The organism is Mailhella sp., assembly GCF_057866825.1.
In genome coordinates this window covers 5,968-11,752 of record NZ_DBMAHT010000061.1, presented here as the reverse complement: position 1 = coordinate 11,752, position 5,785 = coordinate 5,968, and the positions used below count along the sequence as shown (strand labels likewise).

The following is a 5,785-nucleotide window of genomic DNA, read 5'->3' as shown; positions in this document are numbered from 1 at the left end:
GCAAGAAGTTTGGTTATCGATCGACTGTCGAGTTTTTACGGGAAGACGGGAATCTCTTTCTGTTGCAATTCATTTGACAATCTGCCTGAAAAAGTTTTCCCTCCTTCCCCCGGGCCCCCATCCTCTCTTTCAAAACTTTTTAATTGGGGGGCGCAACGCAAGGCGACGCTGCGCGAGTCCGAACGGCCCGGCAGAACGTCGGACAACGCGCTGAAAAGCGTTCGGGCTGCACATGGCTCCGCGCGTTCTCCGTCAGCTGCGCAGAAGGCGCAGAACGGCGCATTCGGATATCGAGCCACTCCGCAGAAAACACGCAAGCGGATTTCGGCACGCAACGCGCCGACGCAGGAAGCGTCAAAAGTGCTCGTCAGCGGATGCAGCACTCGCCGTTCAGGCCGCAGGCCGAGCCCGACACCGCGTTCAGCGATTCGCCGGAAGCAAGCGCGGCCTCGATTTTGGCTTCCACATCGTCGAAGGGCGCAAAGCCCCGCGCCACGGCGTGCAGTTCGCCGTCGTCCGTCTTCACGAAAAGCGTGGGGTACACCACGAAATCGCCGAGAATCTCTTCCGCCTCGTCCATTTCCTTCTGAGCCTTTTTCTGCACGGCCTCGGAAGCGAACGCCTGCGAAAGCGCCTGTGCCGTCACGCACCAGCGCGCCGCCACGTCGGCCTGCACGTCGAGAGCGAGCACGTCGCGCCCGTCTTCATAAAAGGCGTTTTGAAACGCTTCCATCTGCTCCAGCGCGTGGCCGGGAGCCAGCTTCTTGAGCGCGGCCATGAGCAGCGCGGATCGCGAGGAATCCATGAGCACGCTGCCCGACTCCTCCAGCAGTCCGAAAAAACCGCTGCCGAGCTTGCGGCCCGTGGTGTCGGAAAGGCGCTGGAAAAACGCCCGCAGGCGCGGCGTGCCCATGCCCGAAGTCTGCTCGGGCTCGTCCACAAGATTGCCGCACAGAACGCGCACGGGAAAGGAATGCTTCGCAACAAGCTTCTCCATGACCGGAGCAAAGCCGAAACACCAGGGACAAAAAACGTCGGTAATGTAAATGAAGGATGGCATGGCGTTCCCTTACCGCAATCCGCGCCGCTCGCCAAGAAAAAAGTTCCAGAGCGGCCAGGTTCCCGCGGGACTCGGAAACACTCTCGAACGTGTCGGGAACCTGCGGGAAACCTTTCCGTTTCCCCTCGCCCACCCGCCGTCCGACGCGAACGCCGAGAGCTTCCGCTGCGCCGAAAGTACCTGCGGCAGGAGGGAAGGCCGTGCCGCTTTCCCCGCCGCCCCGCTCTTGCCGCTCTTCCAGATCAGCGATGCGCCCCGCGCCCGTTCCCAATGGAAGGAGCGGACGCCGCCCCCCTCTTCCCCGGGCCCGCGCCGCAAAGGAACTTGACGAAGGGGAGAACTTTCCCTAGAAATATGAATTCCCCGGCATATCCACGCTTTTGTATCAGAAGGCAGCACCCATGCTTCAGAGCGAGCTTATCAGCATCATTGAACAGACGGCTCCCCTTTCGCTTATGGCGGAATGGGATCATTCCGGCGTTCAGGTGGCCTCGGCCCGCGCCGACATACGCCATCTTGCCGTGTGCCTCGATCCTGCGCCCGAACAGCTGCGCGCCGCCGTGGAAGCCGGAGCGGACATGGTGCTCACGCATCATCCGCTCGCCATGCGCCCCGCCTGGACGAGTGCGCTGAACGGCTACACCGACGCGCTCTCCATTCTGTACCGCAACGACGTGCCTCTCTACGCAAGCCACACCACGCTCGACGCCAATCCCCTCGGCCCGAGCGCCTGGCTGCCCGATCTGCTCGGCCTTGAAGACCGCGTGATTCTGGAAAAGACGGGCACGTTCGTCGCGCCGGACGGCTCCGTGGTCGAAGGCGGCTTTGGCTGCGCGGGCAGGCTGCCCGAAGCCATGTCCCTTGCGCGCCTGTGCGCCGTCATGCGCGAAGCGCTGCCGCTTGAGAGAATGTGCGGCGTAGCCCGTCTCATCGGCGATCCCGAGCGGGAGATCCGCCGCGTGGCGGTGTGTACGGGATCCGGCTCCTCGCTGCTTGAAGAAGCTGCGGCCGCGGGCGCGGACGTGTTCATCACCGGCGACGTGAAGTATCACGACGCCCTGGCCCTGGCCTCGCGCCACGATTCGCGCAGCCCGAATTTCTGCCCCATGGCAATTCTTGATGTGGGGCATTTTTCCCTGGAAGAAGAAATGATACGCCGCTTCGCGCTGCTTCTGGACAGGAAGCTTGACGACGTGACGGTGACGTTTTTGCCGGGCAGGGATCCCTTCCTGCCCTTGACCTTTCTTTCTGAAGTACCGGAGGTACTGTCGTGAGCCTCTATATTGAACAGATCCGCCAGCTTGTGGCTCTCCAGCACGTGGACGACGGCATTCACGCCGTGCAGGCCGAAATGGAAGCCGCTCCCAAGGAAGTGGAATCTCTGCAGAAGCGTTTCAACTCGCAGGACACCCAGCGCAACTGGATTCTGGACAAGCTCCAGCACCTGCAGGAACAGCAGAAGCGCCTCGACGCCGACATTCAGGACGACGAATCCCGCCTGAACAACAGCAAGAACAAGCTGATGCAGGTGGAAAACGACCGCGAATATCAGGCCATGATCCGCGAAATGGACAGCATGGAACGCCAGAACCAGACCCGCGAGGAAGAGCGCATGGCCCTGCAGGAAGAACGTTCCCTGCAGGAGAGCAATCTTCAGTCCGTGGAGGAAACCTGGAACGAACTCAAGGCCGAGCTCGAAAGCCAGCAGGAAAATCTGGAAAAGCGCATTGCCGAATGCCGCACCCGTCTTGAAGCGCTGGAAGCCCAGCGTGCCGAAGTGGCGGCCCTCATTTCCCCGCCCGTGCTGAGCCGCTACGAATTCATCCGCAACCGTCTGCGTCATCCGGTGATCGTGCCTGTGGAAGCGGGCATCTGCTCGGGCTGCCACATTGCCATTCCGCCGCAGGTGTTCATTGATCTGCAGCGCGGCAACCACATCATGAGCTGCCCGAACTGCCAGCGTCTCATGTACTGGGCCCACGACTATCAGGATCCCAACGCGCCCAAGCCCGAAGCCAAGGCTGCGGAAAGCGCGGAATAAGCGCAGGGGCTCAGCCGCATTTGGCGCGGCTGAACGCTGCAATGCACACAAATTCGGAGTTGGACGGGCTGTCGCTGCGGATCGCAGGATCCGGGGAGGAAAGTCCGGGCTTCGCAGGGCAGGATGCTGGCTAACGGCCAGAGCGGGCGACCGCTGGAAAGCGCAACAGAAAGCAGACCGCCGTTCTTCGGAACGGCAAGGGTGAAACGGTGAGGCAAGAGCTCACCGGCTGACGTGGCGACACGTCAGGCCAGGCAAGCCCCATCCGAAGCAAAACCAAATAGGGAAACCGGCCGGCCCGGCCCATGGTTTCCGGGTAGGTTGCTTGAAGGCGCGGGCAACCGCGTCTCTAGAGGAATGACAGCCGCCGTTCTTCGGAACGGTACAAAACCCGGCTTATAGTCCGACTCCTTTTATCATGGGGAGGGAGCGCAAGTTCCCTCCCCATCCTGTTATCCGCGAGGTGAGCATGCATAACGAATGCTGGGGCGTCATTCTCGCCGCCGGTCAGGGCCGCCGCATGGCCGAGGCCACGGGCGGCGAAGCCAAGCAGTTTCTGCCCTACCAGGGCGCGCCGCTCTGGTGGCATTCGGCGCGCGCCATGGCCGCGTCGCCGCTGATTCACGGTCTGGTGTTCGTGTTTCCCGAAGAACGTCTGGAACGGGCCCGGCAGGAAGCGCTCGAACTCAACGCCAAAGAATCCTGCGGAGTGCCCCTTCGTTTTGCCGCGGGCGGCGAGCGGCGTCAGGATTCCGTGCGTCATGCGCTCGCCGCGCTGCCGGATGCCTGCCGCACCGTGCTCATTCACGACGGCGCGCGGCCCTTTCTGCGCACCGCCCTTGTGACCAGACTTGCCGACGCGCTGCGGGAAGGTTCGGTTTCCGGCGTGATTCCGGGCGTGCCCGTCACCGACACCGTGAAGGAAACCGACGCGCGCGGCTTTGTGACGCGCACGCCGGAGCGCGCGTCGCTGCGCGCCGTGCAGACGCCGCAGGCCTTTGAGCTCGCCGCGCTGCGCGAAGCCCACGAACGCGCCGACCGCGAAGGCTGGAACGTCACCGACGACGCCTCGCTCATGGAGCGCGTCGGCTCTCCCGTGCTCGTCGTGGAAGGCGACCGGGACAACGTCAAGATCACCAACCCACAGGATCTCGCCTTGCTTGCCGAACACAAACCTTCTCTGCCCTGCTGCGGCTACGGCTACGACGTTCACGCCTACGGCGGCAATCGTCCGCTCACGCTGGGCGGCGTGGAAATAGGCGGCGAATACCTCATCCGCGCCCACTCCGACGGCGACGTGCTGCTCCACGCCCTCATGGACGCCGTTCTCGGCTGCTTTGCCGGGGGCGACATCGGACAGCTGTTCCCGGACAACGATCCCGCCTTCGACAACATTTCCTCGGTGGTGCTGCTCGATCAGGTGCTCACGAAGGCCGCCGAAGCCCACGTGCGCCTCGTGCATGCCGATCTCACCGTCATCGCCCAGAAGCCGAAGCTTGCCCCCCGCGCCGACGCCATCCGCCGCAACGTGGCAAGGCTGCTCGATCTGCCTCTCGATCACGTGGCCTTCAAGGCCACCACGGAAGAGAAGCTGGGCTTCACCGGCGCGCTTCAGGGCATCAAGGCCGTGGCGCTCGTCACGGCGCTGCGCGCCGAGCGCTGATCCGGCGCTTTCCGGGCCTCTCTCTTTCCTTTGCCGGGCCGCGCGCCCACGCCTTTCTCAGGAGACCTCATGTTCCTTTACGACGTCGCCATCATCGGAGCCGGTCCCGCAGGACTTCTCTGCGCCAGAAACGCGGCCCGTCGCGGCCTTTCCGTGGCGCTTGTGGACAGTCACGACAGGCCGGGCGTCAAGCTTTCCCTGGCCGGGGGCGGACGCGGCAACTTCACCAACCGCACCGTCACGGAAGCACACTACCTCACCGACGCTCCCGACGTGGTGCGCGCCGTGCTGCGTTCCTTTCCCTGCGAGAGAGTGCTCGATCTGCTGCGCGAACTGCGCCTGCCCTTTGAGGAACGGGACTTCGGGCAGATCTTCGGTCTGCGCCCGGCCGCGTTTCTGGCCGACAGGCTGGCCGTGCAGTGCGACGACGAACGCGTGGACTTCTATCTCGGCTGCACGGCCCGCGGCTTTTCCCTGCCCGCGTCCTCGCCGTCCTTCGGCAGAAGCGGCGAAGAGGCCGCCTTTTCCTTTGCCGCCGGAGAGGAGAGGGTAAGCGCAAGGCGTCTCGTGCTGGCCGGAGGCTCTCCGGCCTTTCCCGCCGCGGGATCCAGCGATTCTCTGACAAGGCTTGCGGCCTCGTGGGGGCACGAAGTCGAACCGTTCCGGCCCGTGCTCGTGCCGCTCGTTCTGCCCGGCGACTGGCCGCTCTCCGGTCTGGAAGGCATCAGCCTCAACGTGCGCGCGGGGCTGCGCAAAAACGGTCAGGATATCTGGCCCGATCCCGCGGGCATACGCTCTTTGCTGTTCACGCATCGCGGCGTGAGCGGCCCGGCCGTGCTGGTGGCCTCCTGCTGGTGGCAGAGCGGCGACGAGCTGGTGCTCGACTTTCTGCCGGAACTGCCCGTGCTCGAACTTCTCAACGAAAAGGAGCACGGCAAACTTCTTGTGCGCAATCTGCTCTCGCGCTACATGCCCGCCCGCCTTGCCGACGCGCTCTGCCCGGAAGATCTGGCCCGCAGAA

General features: G+C 63.9%; 5 protein-coding genes and 1 other RNA gene. 5 read left to right on the top strand and 1 reads right to left on the bottom strand.

Features of this window, described 5'->3' with window-relative positions; translation table 11 throughout:
• Window positions 1-367: 367 nt before the first annotated feature.
• Entirely contained in the window at window positions 368-1,060 is a 693-nt protein-coding gene (locus ACZM96_RS07010; RefSeq protein WP_489488158.1) for a DsbA family protein, read from the bottom strand.
• A gap of 401 nt (window positions 1,061-1,461) precedes the next feature.
• Between ACZM96_RS07010 and ACZM96_RS07005 the strand changes: the two genes are divergently transcribed.
• From ACZM96_RS07005 to ACZM96_RS06985, 5 genes are all read left to right on the top strand, one after another.
• On the top strand, window positions 1,462-2,334 hold the full coding sequence (locus tag ACZM96_RS07005) for a Nif3-like dinuclear metal center hexameric protein (protein ID WP_489488157.1): 873 nt from the start codon (window positions 1,462-1,464) through the stop codon (window positions 2,332-2,334).
• A complete protein-coding gene (locus ACZM96_RS07000) occupies window positions 2,331-3,101 on the top strand; it encodes a zinc ribbon domain-containing protein (RefSeq protein ID WP_294487379.1) in 771 nt (256 codons plus the stop codon). The genes ACZM96_RS07005 and ACZM96_RS07000 overlap by 4 nt, the downstream gene beginning before the upstream one ends.
• A 55-nt stretch (window positions 3,102-3,156) precedes the next feature.
• Window positions 3,157-3,516, top strand: an RNA gene (gene rnpB, locus ACZM96_RS06995) — RNase P RNA component class A.
• 54 nt (window positions 3,517-3,570) lie between these two features.
• Complete coding sequence (gene ispD / locus ACZM96_RS06990; protein WP_489488155.1) at window positions 3,571-4,764, top strand: 2-C-methyl-D-erythritol 4-phosphate cytidylyltransferase; 1,194 nt, start codon at window positions 3,571-3,573, stop codon at window positions 4,762-4,764.
• Window positions 4,765-4,833: 69 nt separating this feature from the next.
• Window positions 4,834-5,785, top strand: a 952-nt coding sequence (locus ACZM96_RS06985) for an FAD-dependent oxidoreductase (RefSeq protein WP_489488153.1), incomplete at its 3' end; no start/stop codon positions are given.

What these genes read in the sequence shown, in the direction of transcription:
- ACZM96_RS07010 (WP_489488158.1), bottom strand. Translation starts at nt 1,060, where the DNA reads ATGCCATCCTTCATTTACATTACCGACGTTTTTTGTCCCTGGTGTTTC.
- ACZM96_RS07005 (WP_489488157.1), top strand. Translation starts at nt 1,462, where the DNA reads ATGCTTCAGAGCGAGCTTATCAGCATCATTGAACAGACGGCTCCCCTT.
- ispD (WP_489488155.1), top strand. Translation starts at nt 3,571, where the DNA reads ATGCATAACGAATGCTGGGGCGTCATTCTCGCCGCCGGTCAGGGCCGC.